Here is a 16,487-nt window from a genome sequence, read left to right on the forward strand (position 1 = left end):
TAAGATACAGCGATGATGCTCTTCATCAGTCTGTGTCCTGAATATGGTCATCCATTTTTCTTGATCTCTCAGCTACAGACAGTTAGAGCCGGGAAAGGTTGATCAAGAATAGTATCACCTATACTTCTTATACAACAAAAGATCCAATTCAACAAGAGCAATTAACGGCCTGGTAATAGCTCTACTCTTACTCTTCCACAAGTAACACGGCGATTGAGTAGCCAGGTATAGCTATACATCAACAGTTATAGTTGTGAGGGAGGCGAAAGATCCAATTTTCTCAGTCAGCAGATCAACGACTCCCTCAAACGGCAGCGAATATTCACAGCATTGTGGCTCAAGCATAAACATATTGCATTCTCTTAGCGCGTATACATAGTGTGTTTGTTGGCACGTCGAGAGGCATGCCGGTCTTTAGCATCCAGCGACGCCCGATCAGTTTTTTCCTCTCCCTTTGGGCGGGGGATAATCAGATATTCATAGATGCATGCGGCTAGCGCGGCTCCAATCAGAGGGCCAATCCAATAGACAAAATGATTGGTCCAGATACCGCTGATTAAAGCCGGACCAAAGGCACGAGCAGGATTCATGGCGGCACCAGTGAGCACTCCACAACCAAGAATATTAGCCGCCACGGTCAGACTAATGGCAAAACCGCCCAACTTGGGAGCTCGATCATCCACCGAGGTGCCATACATCGCCAGCAGTAGAAAAAACGTCAGGAGCGCTTCCACAGCGACGCCAGCTCCAATGGTCACACCGGCCGAAAGAGCAGGTGTGCCCAGCCGAGCGGTCTGCCAGATAGCAGATGGGAAAACGACACGCAGTAATGAGGCACCAAGTACAGCTCCTGATAGTTGGACGAGCACATAACACATTGCCAGCAGAGGACGAATACGTCGGGCAATCAACAAAGCCACCGTCACAGCCGGATTAAAATGTCCACCAGAGGTAACACCAAAGACGGTAATTAATATCCCTAATGCCAGGCCATGGGCCGCCGCGATACCCACCGGACTAATGGCTCCCTGCGTCCAACTATTGGCAATGATCGAGCCCGCTCCAATAAACACGAATAAAAAACAACCGAGAAACTCAGCGACCAGGGCGCTACGGTGTTTGCGCATAAAAAGAGTACTACCCTTCTGCGGCATCACGATATCCATCGACTGTGCGTTTGACTCGTTCAACTCGCCAGCACAAACATCCACACGATCTCCACTATTTGAACTATCATTCATACTAAAAATCCTTCTTCCTCGGTTGGCGCAGCGCAAAAACGTATCATGATGGTATTCACTACGCTACTAGAATTATTCAGATACCACTTCCTCTATTATAGTGAGAAGACTAAATTTCTAACATATTTTTCAATCATAGATCGCATTGTCCACGCATCTTTGTCATAACAGTCCAGATGATCGTAGGTAGCAAAGGTGGCTGGATGCAGAGTTTGAGAGATGTCGCGATAAGTGATATCCTTGAGGGATCAAGTGCATTGGAACAAACCAGGCCTATACTTTTGTTATTCTACAAGGATAGATATTGCTATAGAGCAAGACTTACACCTTTTACATACAGAGAGGATCCTGAAATGGGAAAGCATCCCTTGAAATTTGGCTATAAGGCATCCGCAGAGCAATTTGGTCCGCGACAGTTGCTTGATTTCTCAGTCGAAGCGGAAGAGGTTGGCTTTGATAGCGTCTGGATTAGCGATCATTTTCAACCCTGGCGTCATACCAATGGTCATGCCCCGCAGGCCTTTGCCTGGCTGGGCGCTCTCGGCGAGCGCACAAAACGTGTACAGCTTGGCACCAGTGTTCTAACCCCAACGTTTCGCTATCAGCCAGCCATCGTCGCACAGGCGTTTGGCACACTGGGAGCGCTTAATCCAGGACGCATGATTCTGGGTGTCGGTTCCGGCGAATCGCTCAACGAGGTGGCAGTAACCGCATCCGAATGGCCTGAAACGAAAGAGCGTCTGGCACGGTTGCGCGAGGCAGTGGCCTTGATCAAGCAGTTGTGGGCCGAAGATCTCGTGAATTTTGATGGTCAGTATTATAAAACACAGAATGCCACGATCTATGATAAGCCTGATCAGGCCATTCCTATTTACATCAGCGCAGGTGGCCCGGTGGCTGCACGCTTCGCTGGACGAGCCGGCGATGGCTTCATCTGCACTTCTGGCAAAGGCGAGGAACTGTATCGGGATAAGCTTCTGCCAGCGGTCATAGAAGGAGCAAAGGCCGTTCATAAAGATCCCGATGACATTGAGCGCACCATCGAAGTCAAAGTCTCATTCGATAAAGATAAAGATCGTGCTCTGGCTGACACGCGCATCTGGTCCGCGTTAGCCCTCTCAGCAGAGGATAAGGTGGCCATCCATGACGCTCGTGAGATGGAAAGGAAAGCTGAAGAAGTCGCCGATCAAGCACATCGTCGCTGGCTTGTCTCAAGTGATCCAGAAGAGCACATCGAGCAGATTCGCCCATATATCGAATATGGCTTCACCCATCTCATTTTCCACGCGCCTGGAGACGATCAATCGCGCTTCCTGCAACTCTATGCAAAAGAGATTCTTCCCCGCCTGCGTCAACGCTGGGGCTAGCGATTCCCCACACTAGAAGCATATAAAATTGCGCTCCCCTTTGAAATAAGCAGGAGCGCAGTTTTGTATCAGCGTGAAGAGTCCGGCAAGACTAAATGGGAAGTAATTTCTGATCACTCTCCACAGGGACAGTTTCAAGTGGCTCATCATCGAGCGTCTCGCGCAAGCCGACGCGCATCCAGAGCCAGAGAAGCGGACGCGGTGCCCACCAGTTCCATTTTCCCAGCATAGTCATCATAGCCGGCACCAATAAGGCCCGCACCAGCGTAGCATCTACCAGAATAGCCAGCGCGATACCCACGCCCAATTCCTGGATAATGATGATGCGCGAGGTCGCAAATGCTCCCACAACAATCGCCAGCAAGAGGGCAGCACTGGTAATAAGCCAGCCAGTTCGCTGCAAGCCAATCGCCACCGATTCGCGATTGTTCCCCGTGCGATCAAACTGCTCCTTGATGCGACTGAGCAGGAAAACCTCATAATCCATCGAGAGTCCAAAGGCGATCGCAAAGATCAGGATCGGCTGAGTACTATCCAGTGCCCCAAAGGCTTTAAAGCCAAGCAGACTCTGGAGATGTCCATCCTGGAAGATCCAGACCAGCGCTCCAAAGGTTGCCGAGAGCGATAAGGTGTTCAGAATGATGGCCTTTAAAGGCATGACCACCGAGCCAGTCATCAAGAAGAGGAGCAAAAAGATGGCAACAACCATTACACTTGCGGCCTTCGGTATACTCACCCGTAAGCTTGCAAGCTGATCCATATTCTGAGCTACAGCTCCACCAACCAGAGAAGAGACGCCAGCAGGGACATGCATAGCGCGAATCTGTGTGACCAGATCCTGAGCCTGAGACGAATGCTGATCTAATGTAGACGTGACCGTAATCAGCGTGACATTCTTTTTCGTAATCTGCTGCGCCGCCGTCGTGAGCGCGGGATTCAGTGTTGGATGCGCGTAGAGCTGCTGATACTGTGTCAGAGTCAAGCCCGGCACCATACTCACAACGCTGGTTACTTTGGAAACATGAGATTGTTTTTGCAACAGGTTGACATAGTCATTGAGCCGCTTCAGATTATCGTCTGAGAGCACGTCACCATGCGTCTGAGCCACAATCGTCACGGTTGCATCATTCTGGCCAGGGAAGTTTTGCGAGAGCTCATCAGTAACGGTACGCGCCGAGATAGTCAAGGGAAGCGAACGACTATCGGTGGAGGCAAAGGCGATATGCAAGAATGGCGTGCCGAGAGCCAATAAGAGCAGGACACAGGCCAGAGCAATCGGAATGCTCCATTTCATCACGAAGTAGGAGAAGCGATACCAGGCCCCTTGTTTTGCATTAGCATCAGCGACAGGTTGTGGACGCCGTCCACGCAAGAGCCGCTGAATAGAAAGTGCGTTGATGCGCTGTCCTAACAGGGACAGGATCATTGGCAGGACAAAAATTGAGCCGATCATGGCGACCAGCGCGGAAGCAATCGTAGCCAGACCAATCGAGCGCAAGACATCCTGCGGAAAAACTAACAAGCTCACCAGGCTGGTACAGACCGTCAGGCCCGAAAACAGCACCGTTCGGCCGGCAGTTCCCATCGAGCGTCGAATTGACTTCTGAATATCTCCCTCATTTTTGACCAGTTCCTCACGGAAACGCGTCACCATAAAGAGCGAGTAGTCGATCGAGAGTCCAAGCGCAATGATGGTCACAACATTGGTGGCAAAGCTTGAGACAGAGGTAACATGTGTCAACAGGTTAAGGATGGCAAACGAGCCTAAGATGGCGAAACCACCTATAATGAGCGGTAATAGCGCCGCCACAAAACCACCAAAGATCAAAACAAGCAGCACAGCCACAATCGGCAGAGAGATCAACTCGCCAAACTCCAGATCATGTCTCAGCTGGTCATTGAACTGGGCATCCGAGGCGATCGTGCCACCGATCTCTATATGTAGATCAGGAGAAACAATTAATGGCTTGAGGCGATTATATACCGTTGTCTCTCCATCTTTGATAGATACATTAAACAGCACAAAGGTCTCATGCTGATCACGAGAAACAAAAGCGCTACTATGAGTAGAATAATAGGAAGTCGTCGAAGTAACCTCCGGACGATCCTTCAGTTTATCCACCAGCGTGTTCACCGCCCGCTCGAAGGCTGGATCAGTGATTTTCAGATTTCCATCCCGCAATAAGAGGATCAGCGACCCACTATGATCGCCCTGAGAGGAAAAGGTATTATTGATCAGAGTCTGAGCTCTGATCGACTCACTATTGGGATCATTGAGACTGGCGCTACCTTCAGCGTCGAAAACACCGAGACCATAAATACCCATACAGCATGTCAAGATTATTGTTAGAACAAGAATAGCCCATCGGGCACGATATAAAAATCCGCCAAGCCCGGTTAACATTGAAGATCCTTTCAGATAGAAAGCCCATGGTGATTGTGATACAAAATAGCCAGCATAAGCAAAATAAAGGAGACACAACACCTTCTGTTTCAGCGTATCCCTCAAACAGAGTATAGCAAAAAATGAGAGTTACATTCATATATGTTTATTTTTATAGTGCAAATAACCATAACTTTGCCCCAATCTTCCCAGGTATGAGATTGGACAGGTAGCTCACCCTGACAGATTGGGATTGCTTTTACAGGATTAGCACAATAGAATAAAAGGGATACAATAGCAAACCCTGCGGTCATAGAGATATTCATCGTGACAAAAATGAGTTATCCAGGCGAGTGAAATGGAGGAGTATCGATTCATCCCATGCCAGCGTAATGTAGATGGAATCTCCTTGCCTGTCCAGGGGGATAAGTCACATGTAGAGTACGGAAAACCTGCGCAGCGTTTGAATAAGTGAGATACATAATACGGATATTTTTCGTAGGAGGCTACACTTAATGACAAATCAGGTAAAAAATGCCACGCCATATCTCCAACCGGACGAGCTTGAAAATCTTCATCGCTACTGGAATGCGGCCAATTATTTAACCGTAGGACAAATTTATCTCCAGGCCAATCCACTGCTACGCGAACCGCTCCGCCCTGAGCATATCAAGCCACGCTTGCTTGGGCACTGGGGAACATCGCCAGGGCTCAATTTGATCTATGTCCATGTCAACCGGCTGATTAAAGAAAAAGACGTCAATGCGATCTACCTGGCAGGTCCCGGACATGGGGGGCCAGCCTTGCTGGCAAATGTTTATCTCGAAGGCACCTACACGGAAATATATCCGCAGATCTCCGAAGACGTTGAGGGGATGTATCGCCTCTTTCGACAATTCTCGACTCCCGGAGGCGTCCCAAGCCACGTCAGCGTGCCGACGCCGGGATCAATCCACGAGGGAGGCGAGCTTGGCTATGTGCTGACACACGCCTTCGGCGCGGTTTTTGATAATCCCGATCTGCTCGCCATCGCTGTCGTTGGCGATGGTGAAGCCGAAACAGGACCGTTATCAGGCTCCTGGAAAAGCATCAAATTCCTCAATCCAGCTCGCGATGGCGCCGTCTTGCCGATATTGCATTTGAATGGCTATAAGATCTCAGGCCCAACGGTACTCGGTCGTGACGAGATCGATGATGTGATGAAGCTTTTATCAGCCTATGGCTATGAGCCGTTTCTGGTTGAGGGAGATGATCCTCAAGTGGTCCACCAGATTATGGCGGAAACGCTTGATACCTGTTACGCGAAGATCCGGGAGTATCAGGAGGACGCACGACAACATGGCTTCAAAAGTCGTCCTCCCTGGCCCGCGATCATCATGCGCACACCCAAGGGCTGGACCGGACCAAAAGTCGTCGATGGCAAAAAAATCGAAGGAACATTTCGTGCTCATCAGGTGCCGGTGGAAAATGTCAAAAATAATACCGAGCATCTCAAAATCCTGGAGAATTGGATGCGCGGCTATAAGCCAGAAGAGCTCTTCGATGAGTCAGGGCATCTGGTAGCCGAATTGGCGGAGCTGGCCCCCAAAGGAGATCGCCGCATGGGTGCGAATCCGATAGCAAACGGCGGCAAGCTACGGATAGATCTCAACCTGCCAGATTATAAGGACTATGCCATTGAGGTTCAGCATCCAGCTACCGAACGTTACGAATCGACGCGCCAGTTGGGCAAATTGATGCGCGATATCTTCACTCAGAATGCCGAGCAGAAAAACTTTCGCCTCTTCTGTCCCGACGAAACCAATTCAAACCGTCTGGGAGACGTATTTACGGTGGAGAATCGCTGCTCGGTAGAGAGGATCATCTCCGACGACGATCACATCTCTCCCGATGGACGCGTGATGGAGGTACTGAGCGAGCATCTCTGTGAGGGCTGGCTTGAAGGCTATCTACTGACTGGACGCCATGGACTCTTTGCCACCTATGAAGCGTTCGCCATGGTCTCCGATTCCATGACTGTTCAACATACCAAATGGCTGCAAGAAGGGATCAAATTACCCTGGCGCGAACCCATCTCGTCACTCAACATTCTCCTAACCTCAACCTGCTGGCGCAATGATCATAATGGCTTCAGCCATCAAGGTCCTGGCCTGATCGATGTCGTGCTCTCGAAAAAAGGAGCCGTCGCACGCATCTATCTGCCGCCAGACGCCAACAGCTTATTAGCCATCTCCGATCACTGCTTCCGCAGCAAGAATCATGTCAACCTGATCGTGATCGACAAGCAACCGCAGCTACAGTATCTGAGCATAGAAGACGCGATCGATCATGCAGAGCGAGGTCTGTCAACCTGGGAGTGGGCCAGCAATACAGACAAGATGGAGCCTGATATCATACTTGGATGCGCTGGCGATATTCCAACCATGGAGACCATCGCAGCAGCCTGGTGGCTACGCAAACATATTCCCGAGCTCAAAGTACGCGTCGTTAACGTAATTGACCTAATGGCTTTATATCCCGCATACTTTCATCCTCATGGCCTGGATGAGGCAACCTTTGAGAGCCATTTCACAGCCACGCAGCCCGTCGTATTCGCCTTCCATGGCTATCAGCGAGCCATTCATGAAATCATCCACGGGCGCACCAACGCCTGGCGCTTCCATGTACGTGGCTTTATCGAGGAGGGAACAACCACCACACCATTCGATATGGTCGTGAAAAATGGTATGAGTCGTTATGATCTTTGTATAGAAGCACTCAAGCGAGCCACACGGGTAAAGAATCTGGTACCAGATTTGATCGCAGAATGTGAAGATATGCTGGCAAAGCATCACGCATATGTGCGCGAAAATCTTAAGGATCTGCCCGAGGTGACCGATTGGGTCTGGAGCGATTAGTTGCGTCGACCCACGGAACAAGGCCGTTCCGTGGGTCGATCTTTTCAATGGAAAAAGGCACTCTGATGAGAGGAATCGCCTCTTCCAGCGTTAATATTCTTTTCAGTTTGCACCACAATCGTGCGGCGGATAGGCATCATAGTGACATCTACATGCTGCCAGGGGACCAGGCGCTGGCGTAATGCTCGCTCAATTTGAGCCAGCTTGATGCGCACGCAGAGAGGGCAGACGTTCGCTCCACAGGCCATACAACAGGCAACGTTGCACTCAGGGCAACACGTTGAAGTCGGACGTCGACAATATTTACATGTATATCTCGATTGGTTCATACCTTGGGCTCACTTAATAAGGTTGTAGAAAAAATTTAGAAGAACGTTCCAGAGGCCACGATAGTAGCATATCCCTCCGCGCTCACTTACCCACCCGGACATCATCTTACTGGCATAGCATGAAGGCTAATGTACATTCTCAACCCGCCGTACCCTCCCACAATGATTGATCACCGACCTAAAACATACCATGTATCCATAAATCACTACCACTATATTCCTCATCACAACAAGCATATATGTATTATTGATTAGAGTAACATTCTAATATGAAGCATATTACCAGTTAATCAGTAGAAAAAGACTCCATATACCATCTTCAGTGATAACGCCACCACGAGGAACTGGAATAAAAAACGATAGAGTAGACGCAAAGAATAAGACAAATAATTATATATATAACTTTATCCGTTTATATATTTGCTTATAATTATGATAGAAAGTAAATTCCTTGCCATGTCCGCATTATAAAGGATACAATAGGCTCGCACAAGGAAAAACCTGAAAATAGCAGATCATTTAGGAAAAAGGTACCTGAAAAACCTGACCAGGAAGCTTAATCAGGTTTTTACGATTGACAGCAAGTAAATGAGCTCACCGATCTAACGGTGGCTGCGACTACCAGAATAATTGTTTGAATGATTGCCTGAAGGATGCTGTGCCGCTGGAGAGCTATGGCTATGCGCATAATTTGAGCTACTGGCGCTCTGTTTGTGACGCGTTGGCGCAGAACTGCGACGCTGGGCTTGAGGACTATTACGCTGTTGTCTTAGATTTTCGTTGCGGTAACCATCATTCACACGATCCATATCGATACGATTACGCTGCCGCGTACTGCGACGAATCTTTTTACGTTGGCTATTAGCAAACATGGCATTGATCACATTGATCACAACAATAAGTAGCAGTAAAATGAGAAAGCCAATCAAAACAAGCTGTAGATTATCCACGCAACTTCTCCTCTATGATCATAGAAATACAATCGATGCACCTCTCCCGCAAAACCATCCATTTGAGCTTTTCAACCGAAGCAGAGTAACCATGAAAATCATCAACCATGCAAGGCTTAGCTCGAACCAATGATAGCTACAGAGATAGCTAACTGCAAGACGGACGCAGTCAACTCCACCACAACGATCGTATCCACGTGCATTTTTTCCTATCCTATTATAGAGAGACGGATCTTTCTCTCGAATATCAAACAAAGTTGCGTATAGACGATTATTTCCTCAGCAGCAGCATATGTATGCAAGAGTTATGTTAACTAACCAGCACATACATATGCCTGCACTGAGCATATATGACAATGATGGTTAGTTAATTGCGTCCACTGACCTTCGCTGACGGTGATGTTGTAGCGGCTACCGTTGCTGGCATCTGGGCCGCAAACTGACCGAGACCTTTATCAACGTGCATACAATAGACATCTCCGGCTCCTGGAGGAGAATCAAGTATGTGCGACGGATCATAGGCGAGCACACCCCGCTCGAAGCGCTGATAGACAATCTCTGGATGGCCACTGACCTTGGCTGCGATCTCATTGCTCAAAGGTAGACCGAGATAGGTAATGCCACATAAGCCATAATTGCCAAACTGTTGATAAAAGGCCAGAATAGCACCACCAACCAGCATCTTATTGGCTTTACAGGACCAGCGTCCACCAGCACCGCTGGTAAAGAAGCTATTCACGCCGGGGGTATTCAAATCGATTTTCACAGATACTTCTCCTTGGCTATTGAGGTACGTCCACAGAGCACTCCATGGATATGATCCAGGGCAATTACTACGGCTGATGGGATCTAGTGAAAAATGACCAGTAATCCCTCCACTGGAATTGGCATCATGCATGGGGATGTGCCAGCGCTGGCAGATATCATAGATGAGTTGAAAACTGGACGCCTGTTGCCTGGCCGTCAAGCTATCGGAGTTGTCGAGTGAGGGCTTGCAGTGTTCAATCGAAATGGTAATGTTGTTTGGGTTGAGCGCCGGGTTCCAGAAAGTGGCATGTCCCGCAGTAAGCACGCCATTACCCCAGGCCCCATCATCTTCTGAAACCGCCTGCACAATCTCGCCAGCGGTCCCAATAATATAGTGGCTGCTAACCGGATTGGCTGTATTCTCCGTAGATACAAAGTAATTCGCAATGGCAACAGCACTAGTACCTCCCGCCGTACCATGTAAAATCACGTAACGTGGCTGCGCGCCATTCCTATTAGGGAAAAAATTCTGATTAGGAATCCAGGTGACATCAACTTTATTCGGCATAAACACACCCTCCATCTTCCACCTATCCTATCAACGGTAAAGTTATATATAGTGCTCTCGAATTCCCTTTCCTCTCATATTATAGCATATGTCCACCTTATAGCAGTACTTTTGTCATGATCATGCTTGCGCATAATACCACGTTCATTGCATCAGACACGCCAAAACCGCATAATGACACCGTAGCGTTGCACGCTCGCGTGCAACGCTACGGTGTCCTCGCTGAGCTTGACAGGTTTTGTTCTGAAACTGTATAGTATATAATATCGCTTACTTAACATTCATTTAGTAAAATGTCACGTTATGTTTATGGTTTTAGAAAGAGTCAATGCAGACATGCATCATGTTGATCGAGATCCAGAAACACCACGCCGCATCCTGGCAGTGGCGGAACAACTTTTTCTCGCGAAGGGTTTCAAGGGCGTATCCATGAAGGATATTGCGGAAGAAGTACAGGTAACTCCTGCTGCTCTCTACTATTACTTTCCTCAGGGAAAACAGGAGATATTCATAACCATGTTCAACCGATTAATAGATAATCGGTCAGAGCAGGTTATGGCAGCGATCTCGACAATGAAGGGGATACGTCCCAAACTTGTATATATGGCTGAAAGCTTTTTTACGCATCCTTTTAGCAATTCTGCCTCTTTGATGCGCGATATACAAGAGTTTTTGCATGAAGACAAGTTGAGTAAGAAATTACTCTTTGAGCGGCATCTTGAACGTCGCGCTGGTCTGATAGCTCTCTTTCAACAAGGCATCGACGATGGGGAGCTGGCTGCAGCGACCTCTGCAACCATCTACGCCTCGCTTTATGAGGGCATGATTGTAAGTATGCATCCCAAGCAACCCTGGCAAATCTGCAATACGGGAGAGGATACAGAGTTAAGCATGTCACGGATAGCTCAAACGATTGTGAATTGTTTGATGGATGGTATCGCAACAAAAAACAATGTATGAATCTGATTAAGCAAAGAAGCTTCTTTAACTCCATTAATATTATCAATTGCGCCTGGACTTACTAAACGTTTAATAAGTAAACACAGCGGAAAATCTATTGTTCATAAGGAGCACCCTATATGTCCTTTTTATCAAGGATTAGCCTTGCCAATAAAAGTATCGTCGCCCTGGTGACGATAGCTATCCTGATTTTTGGCGCCATCACTATCCCTACCTTGAAACAAGAGCTATTTCCATCGATATCGCTGCCAGCGGTCTCGGTAGTCAGCGTTTATCAAGGAGCCTCGCCATCGATCATCGAGAGCAGCGTCACCAATCCACTCGAACAAAACTTTCAAGGGATAAATGGAGTTCAATCACTCACATCGTATTCAAATGAGAGCACATCAATTATTGAAGTCGAGTTTGATTATAATACCGATCTGGACAAGGCGCAGCAGACGCTGACACAACGCATCGCGCAGGTCCAATCAAGCTTACCGACGGGAGTCACCCCGACAGTAAAATCCTTCAGTATCTCGGATCTACCCGTAATCCAGCTTGCCGTCACGTCAGATACGGATAGCGCCACCCTGGCCACTCAGTTACAACAAACAGTCCAACCCAGCCTGGAGCGTATCAGTGGTGTTGGCAGCGTCAACGTCACGGGAGTACGCAACCAGATTGTCAGCATCACTCTTGACCCAACCAAAATGAAGGCCAAAGGGCTGAGCGTCACCGCCATAGAAGGAGCCTTACAGGCCAATAATCTCACCCTCCCGGCTGGCGACGTGACTTCGAATGGGCAAACGGTGCCGATTAAAGTAGGAAATACACTCAATTCGCTGGACGATCTCAAAAACCTGATCGTCGGCACCAGCGCTACTGGGGCGGGCAGCACAGCCGGTGCCACTGGCGCCACTGGTTCTACCGGATTCACCGGAGCGACCGGCGCTACTGGAGCCACTGGCTCTACTGGCGATACTGGAGCAGCCAGTGCAATCCCAACATTAGTCAAATTGTCAGATGTCGCGAAGGTCGAAGAGATCCTGGAGCCCTCAACATCATTGACGCGTACCAACGGGAAGCCCAGCCTGGGACTCTCAATCGTCAAGACGTCAGATGGTAATACAGTGACCATCTCCAATGCTGTACGAGATCAAATCAAAAGCCTGGAGACACAGCTCGGCAACCATACAACCATCTCGGTTATTTCCGATCAAGCCCCAACGATTACCTCATCGATCTCAGATCTGGTCAGAGAAGGCATTATTGGCGCTATCTTCGCCATTATCGTCATTCTCATCTTCCTCTTCTCGATCCGCTCGACGTTGGTAACCGCGATCTCTATCCCACTCTCGATCGTAATTGCATTGATTGGTATCTATGCAGGCAACTACACGCTGAACATCCTGACGCTCGGCGGCCTGACAATCGCCGTGGGACGCGTTGTAGACGACTCAATTGTGGTGCTTGAGAATATCTATCGGCATCTTCAACAAGGCGAGCCGAAGGATAAAGCCATCCCCGAGGCGGTACGCGAGGTCGCAGGAGCAGTAACAGCCTCAACATTGACGACCGTCGCGGTTTTCCTACCGATCGCATTCACCAGTGGTATCGTCGGAGAATTGTTCAATTCATTCGCTGTTGCGATTACCATCGCCCTGCTGGCCTCCTTATTCGTCGCCCTGACCATCATCCCGGTACTGGCCTCCTGGTTTCTCAAAGCACCGGCCCCCGGAAAAGAAGTCAAAGTCGAGCGAGAGACCTTCCTGGAGCGTGGCTATACGGTAGTCGTACGCTGGGTCACCGGTCGTGGCTGGCATCGCGCACTCACATTGGTCCTGGCACTCGTCATACTGATCTTTACCTTTGGATTGACCACGCAGCTACAAACCAATCTGTTTGGATCTTCTGGCTCGAATACGTATTCCATCAGTATCACCTTACCCGCGACCACCAGTCTGGATAAGACGAATGCCGCCGCCCAGAAGGTTGAACAAGCCTTGCAAGGTGTCTCAGGCATCAAAATATCACAAACCGTGGTGGGATCTGGCGGGAATAGCTTCGCCAGTTTCTCAGGTGCCAGCGGCAGCAATACTGCCTCCATTGCTTTGACCACCAATGATAACGTGGATCAGACTGCCTTCCAGAAAACCGTCAATGATCGCCTTTCGGCCATCACCGATGCTGGAACGTTGAAACTCACCAGCGGACAATCAAGCGGCCTGGGAAGTTCAACCTTGGAAGTGGATGTCAAGGCGTCAAACGAGACGACGCTGAGTAGCGCGGCGCAGCAGGTGCAGGATGAGGTGGCCAAGCTCCCCGGCTTAAAGAATGTTTCCAGTAATCTGACCGCCGCCACACCACAAATTGAGGTACAGGTTGATCCTCACAAAGCGTTGTTATATGGTATGACGGCAGCACAGGTGGCACAAAATCTGCGCATCATCTATAGTGGAGTGCCTGCTGTCACCTCTATCACCATCAATAACACCAAACTGGATGTCAATCTTTACGACGGCACGCCGCCCACAACGATCGAGCAGATCCGTAAGCTCTCAATCCCAACCACCATCGGAAATGCAACCGTGGGCGATCTGGCCAACGTGACCAATGCTCCCGGCCCAACACAGATCACGCATATCAACGGCGACCGCACAGCGTCGATCACGGCAGCGATTACCGATACCAACGTTGGTGCAGTCAGCCAGAGAGTACAAGATGATCTCTCAAAATTGCATCTCCCTGCTGGAGTATCCTATTCACTGGGTGGCGTCACCTCACAGCAATCAGATACGTTCAGCAGCCTGGAAGAGGCTCTGGTGATTGCTATCGCTCTGGTCTACTGTATCATGGTCGCAACCTTCCGCAGCCTGTTGCAGCCTGTTATCCTCCTGATCTCGATTCCGTTTGCAGCCACAGGATCATTTGTCCTGCTGCTGATCACCAGAACTCCGCTGGGAGCAGCCGCTCTGATTGGTCTCCTGATGCTGGTCGGGATTGTGGTTACGAACGCGATCGTGCTACTGGATCTGGTACGGCAATACCGTAAGCGAGGCCTCACGGCACAAGAGGCTATCATCGAAGGCGGACGCCATCGCTTACGCCCAATTCTGATGACCGCTATCGCCACAATTCTCGCCCTCTCACCGATGGCGCTCGGCTTTGGTGGCTCTAGCAATAGTGGTGGAAGCTTCATCTCAGGACCACTGGCAATCGTGGTGATCGGTGGATTAATCTCCTCGACCATCCTGACACTGATATTGGTCCCCACCCTGTACGTCACCGTCGAAAGCATACGCAGACGCTCTGGATCTACGCCTGTGGAACCAGTCACAGAGGATCAGCCAGCAATTGAGCCGGCACCAGCCCTCTAAGCTTCAAGGCACACGAAACAGGTAGGGAGACGACTCACCAACGCGAGTCGTCTCCCTACCTGTTTCGGAAAAACGAATTCCCCTTCGCCCCAAGCTCAAATGCTCGCCGACGTAGCGCCGTGGTCTTGTGCCCGGCGGCCAGTTCACGCACGAAAACGTTCCTCCATTGTGTTCCGTTTTCTAGGCGTGAGAGACATTCGAGGATTGATCAATAAAAACGGAAGTTACGTACGTCACGAGGCCGCCGGGCACAAGACCACGGCGCTACGTCTACTGGCTTACTCTTCGAAATGTGCTACATGCAAAAAACTGTGATTAACGGGAACGTAGTTCAATGGAGCCGATATTGACGTCCAGGTCTAAGCGGGCACGCGGAGCCATCCCGACGCTCGTAGCACCGAACTGGTTCGTGGTTGAGCCGATATTGGTTGACGTGTGAGCATCAAAGGCGGAGGTGGCAGGTAACATCATCTCAATCATTCCCATATTAACTTTACAGCGATAGCTCCCCGTTGGATCAAGCTCGCCCGCAAACTTTATCGATCCAACATTTATCTCCAGGCTCGCCTCTTGATGCAGGAGCACATTTTCAGCTTCCAGTACTCCAACGTTTTGCTTGATTTGTAACTTTCCCTCGACGTTTTCTAGCTTGATTGAGCCAACATGTAGATCCAGTCTCGTCTCTTGATGCAGGAGCACGTTTTTAGCTTCCAGTACTCCAACGTTTTGCTTGATTTGTAACTTTCCCTCGACGTTTTCTAGCTTGATCGAGCCGATTGCCTGTTGAATCTGCACATCGCAAAACTGAGGAACTTCAATATCCAGTGCAACATGCGCCGGAATAACAATCCCAGAGCGTCCAGATCGGGTTGTGGCGTTGAATGTAATCAGATCTCCTTGCTGCGTGGATAATAGTTGCATGTCTTCTGGATGCGAGAATCTGCCGTTGGCTTTCTTGAGTGCTTTGATTACGACGCGATTAGACTCGCCTCGATGGATATGCAAAGTTCCAACAGTATTCTGCACAACGAGCATTGGCGTGGCCTCAACGGCAAAGATACGTGGAGGCTCTTCGATGACCGAGCGGTTACCAGTATAGGCCCAGAATAAAAGTCCGACGATCGCTACGATAATTAATGGAGTAAATCCTGCCACACTACTGGCAAATAGTGAAGCAAAAACAACGCCAATCACGACACCGATAAACATATAGATCCACTTTTCGTTGATGGGCGCTGCTTGAGGGTTGAGCTTCTCTCCATTTGACTGCCTTTGAGCAGTTCCCCCTGGATATTCATTCGGTGGTCTTTGAGTAGCGTCTCCCGAATATCCATTTGGCGGTCTTTGAGTGGCCTCTCCTGGATATCCGTTATATCCACTGGTATAGCTTTCTGAAAGCGGCGGTGACGATTGCTGCCATGGAGGCACATTTGGTACCTCATCTGCCTGCTCGTAGGGATCGGGAGCCAGCTTACGCGTAATACGAGGTTGTTGACGCGGCACGTAGGTTGGTTCTGGCGGTACCTGCGTGGCGTCTTGCTCTTGAGATTGAGACTGAGATTGAAACATGGAATTCTGCTCGCTCATCATAGAAGTTCCTTCCCAATTAGAGTGTCAGGATTTCGTAGCATGACTGATTGATAAGAGTATAGCAGAAATAACTAACCAGGAAATCCAGGTAGAAAA

10 protein-coding genes are annotated in these 16,487 nt (G+C 49.3%); 4 read left to right on the forward strand and 6 right to left on the reverse strand.

Going from position 1 to position 16,487, the window contains the following annotated elements; genetic code table 11:
• Positions 1-362: 362 nt before the first annotated feature.
• Entirely contained in the window at positions 363-1,241 is an 879-nt protein-coding gene (locus AC27N8_RS08035) for an aquaporin (protein ID WP_487065748.1), read from the reverse strand.
• Positions 1,242-1,594: 353 nt separating this feature from the next.
• Between AC27N8_RS08035 and fgd the strand changes: the two genes are divergently transcribed.
• Complete coding sequence (gene fgd / locus AC27N8_RS08040) at positions 1,595-2,608, forward strand: glucose-6-phosphate dehydrogenase (coenzyme-F420) (protein WP_487065750.1); 1,014 nt, start codon at positions 1,595-1,597, stop codon at positions 2,606-2,608.
• 91 nt (positions 2,609-2,699) lie between these two features.
• On the opposite strand, the gene AC27N8_RS08045 is transcribed toward fgd, so the two are convergent.
• Positions 2,700-5,012: an MMPL family transporter gene (locus AC27N8_RS08045; RefSeq protein WP_487065752.1), complete on the reverse strand. Its 2,313-nt coding sequence runs from the start codon at positions 5,010-5,012 to the stop codon at positions 2,700-2,702.
• Positions 5,013-5,506: 494 nt separating this feature from the next.
• On the opposite strand from AC27N8_RS08045, the gene AC27N8_RS08050 reads away from it, so the two are divergent.
• A complete protein-coding gene (locus AC27N8_RS08050; protein ID WP_487065754.1) occupies positions 5,507-7,888 on the forward strand; it encodes a phosphoketolase family protein in 2,382 nt (793 codons plus the stop codon).
• A gap of 44 nt (positions 7,889-7,932) precedes the next feature.
• On the opposite strand, the gene AC27N8_RS08055 is transcribed toward AC27N8_RS08050, so the two are convergent.
• The 3 genes from AC27N8_RS08055 to AC27N8_RS08065 all read right to left on the reverse strand — a co-directional run bounded on the left by AC27N8_RS08055 (position 7,933) and on the right by AC27N8_RS08065 (position 10,482).
• Positions 7,933-8,217 (reverse strand): hypothetical protein, encoded by a 285-nt coding sequence (locus AC27N8_RS08055; protein ID WP_487065756.1) that lies wholly within the window; start codon positions 8,215-8,217, stop codon positions 7,933-7,935.
• A 602-nt stretch (positions 8,218-8,819) separates the two neighbouring features.
• Complete coding sequence (locus AC27N8_RS08060; RefSeq protein WP_487065758.1) at positions 8,820-9,167, reverse strand: hypothetical protein; 348 nt, start codon at positions 9,165-9,167, stop codon at positions 8,820-8,822.
• Between the two features lie 367 nt (positions 9,168-9,534).
• Positions 9,535-10,482, reverse strand: a complete 948-nt coding sequence (locus AC27N8_RS08065; RefSeq protein WP_487065760.1) for an N-acetylmuramoyl-L-alanine amidase — start codon at positions 10,480-10,482, stop codon at positions 9,535-9,537.
• A 336-nt stretch (positions 10,483-10,818) separates the two neighbouring features.
• On the opposite strand from AC27N8_RS08065, the gene AC27N8_RS08070 reads away from it, so the two are divergent.
• Both AC27N8_RS08070 and AC27N8_RS08075 read left to right on the forward strand, forming a co-directional pair.
• The gene (locus tag AC27N8_RS08070) at positions 10,819-11,442 is read left to right on the forward strand and encodes a TetR/AcrR family transcriptional regulator (protein ID WP_487065762.1); all 624 of its coding nucleotides are present in this window, start codon (positions 10,819-10,821) and stop codon (positions 11,440-11,442) included.
• Between the two features lie 119 nt (positions 11,443-11,561).
• Positions 11,562-14,801: an efflux RND transporter permease subunit gene (locus tag AC27N8_RS08075; protein ID WP_487065764.1), complete on the forward strand. Its 3,240-nt coding sequence runs from the start codon at positions 11,562-11,564 to the stop codon at positions 14,799-14,801.
• Between the two features lie 315 nt (positions 14,802-15,116).
• On the opposite strand, the gene AC27N8_RS08080 is transcribed toward AC27N8_RS08075, so the two are convergent.
• The gene (locus tag AC27N8_RS08080) at positions 15,117-16,391 is read right to left on the reverse strand and encodes a DUF4097 family beta strand repeat-containing protein (protein ID WP_487065766.1); all 1,275 of its coding nucleotides are present in this window, start codon (positions 16,389-16,391) and stop codon (positions 15,117-15,119) included.
• Positions 16,392-16,487 lie beyond the last annotated feature (96 nt).

The sequence above is a fragment of the Dictyobacter sp. Z7_2 genome (assembly GCF_057551105.1).

Excerpts from the sequence above, each read along its gene's own strand:
- AC27N8_RS08035 (WP_487065748.1), bottom strand. The coding sequence starts at position 1,241 with ATGAATGATAGTTCAAATAGTGGAGATCGTGTGGATGTTTGTGCTGGC.
- fgd (WP_487065750.1), top strand. The coding sequence starts at position 1,595 with ATGGGAAAGCATCCCTTGAAATTTGGCTATAAGGCATCCGCAGAGCAA.
- AC27N8_RS08045 (WP_487065752.1), bottom strand. The coding sequence starts at position 5,012 with ATGTTAACCGGGCTTGGCGGATTTTTATATCGTGCCCGATGGGCTATT.
- AC27N8_RS08050 (WP_487065754.1), top strand. The coding sequence starts at position 5,507 with ATGACAAATCAGGTAAAAAATGCCACGCCATATCTCCAACCGGACGAG.
- AC27N8_RS08055 (WP_487065756.1), bottom strand. The coding sequence starts at position 8,217 with ATGAACCAATCGAGATATACATGTAAATATTGTCGACGTCCGACTTCA.
- AC27N8_RS08065 (WP_487065760.1), bottom strand. The coding sequence starts at position 10,482 with ATGCCGAATAAAGTTGATGTCACCTGGATTCCTAATCAGAATTTTTTC.
- AC27N8_RS08070 (WP_487065762.1), top strand. The coding sequence starts at position 10,819 with ATGCATCATGTTGATCGAGATCCAGAAACACCACGCCGCATCCTGGCA.
- AC27N8_RS08075 (WP_487065764.1), top strand. The coding sequence starts at position 11,562 with ATGTCCTTTTTATCAAGGATTAGCCTTGCCAATAAAAGTATCGTCGCC.
- AC27N8_RS08080 (WP_487065766.1), bottom strand. The coding sequence starts at position 16,391 with ATGATGAGCGAGCAGAATTCCATGTTTCAATCTCAGTCTCAATCTCAA.